The organism is Bartonella silvatica (assembly GCF_040545155.1).
Lineage (GTDB): Bacteria > Pseudomonadota > Alphaproteobacteria > Rhizobiales > Rhizobiaceae > Bartonella > Bartonella silvatica.
Map to the genome: position 1 here is coordinate 1 of NZ_JBEPLI010000071.1, position 1,503 is coordinate 1,503.

Genomic DNA, 1,503 nt, shown 5'->3' on the forward strand with positions numbered 1-1,503 from the left:
TTGCCCTGCGATCACAACAAAAACGCCACCACTTTGAAGGACACCTTCGGATGTATTCTTCAGAAAGGCTTGTTGCGGATCGACGCCTTCTTGTGTGTTTACCATCAAATGCAAATCATCGGTTGTAATAAACGTCCCTTGATTGGTAAATGCACCAATATGAGCATCGACACTCTCACCGCGCATTGTGCCGCTATTTGCGACCCCATCACGCACTTGAAGGGTTAATGCTCCTTCTTGAGCTTCCACAGTCCCTGCTTGGGTTAAAGCATCAGCACTTAAAACCACATCATAACTTAAAATCGTGCTCTCTTGAGAGGTTGTGAGCATGCCCCCCGATGTCAAGGCAACCTGCTGCATACTGACAATATCACCCGTGTGATTGAGGGCACCATGGGCATCCAGCGTTATCTTCCCATTGGACAACACAGTGCCTTCTTGGATCAGGGCACCGTGATGCGCATAAAGATCAACTTTTTGCTCTGCCACTAAGCGCGCACGTGATGTAAGCTCTGCTGCTTCCACCAAAAGAGAACCGCCGGCGCTATAATGTCCAGCGCCTACAGTGAGCGCATCATCGGCGCTCAAGACAATATTCCCCTTGGCGCCAATATGGTTGTTTAAAGCGGTGATTTGATTGGTTTCAATGATCAAATCGCCAAGGGAAGAAACCCCTGTTTGATCATTGTCTTGCATGCGGCTTAGATCAATTGTTGCTGCTTGGATCTTTAAAAGATCACCGGCTGCTATCCGCCCATCCCCCGCCTCAAGCTTTGCTGCCTGTAAATGCAAAGAACCCGTCGCTGACTGTTGACCATCACTCCCAATACCGCTTGCTAGAAGAGCATGAGACTCGAGCTTGATCAGATCGGCGTGCACATTAACAGCACCGCTTGCCGCAACGCGAGCTTGCTCAGCCAGTTCAACATGTTTCAAAGCCTTCAGTTCAACTGCTTCTTCTGAAAAAAGCAAATCTTTTACATGCACACTGTCGTGGTGAGAACGCGCTTTTACCACTCCTTTGGCACGTGCTTTGGCAATCACCAGCTTGCCATCACTTGTCAATCTCATGGCGCCTGCATTGGCAACCATGTCTCCGCGCATCTTAACGCCGGCGCCTTTATCATTGGCAATCACGCGGATCTGCCCCGCATACATTCCACCAAACTCACTGGAATCAATCGCCAATTCCAGCTCTTTACCATCAGAACCAAGAGAAGTTGCTTCGCGCGTGTCATAATCAAAATGATTGTGACCAGCGATAACAGCCAAATCTCCTTTGACCTGTATGGGACCCCCGATACTGATCTTGCGCGAAACAAGATCAAAAATATCTAATGAACTCCCATCAGCCCCACGAGAACCTATGGTGATATCTCCACCCTCAACACGCAACCCACTCAAAGCCCCATCGGCTCCAATGATCGGTTGTCCGGTCGATAAAGTCACCCGTGGTGTATTAATAAAGCCACAACCGTTACAGGTAATCCCATTGGGGTTGGC

The 1,503-nt window shown here is 49.2% G+C and carries 1 protein-coding gene; it reads right to left on the reverse strand.

The features are described 5' to 3' along the window. Positions 1 to 1,503: filamentous hemagglutinin N-terminal domain-containing protein (locus tag ABID23_RS07950; RefSeq protein WP_435521262.1), on the reverse strand; the 1,503-nt coding region annotated here is incomplete at both ends.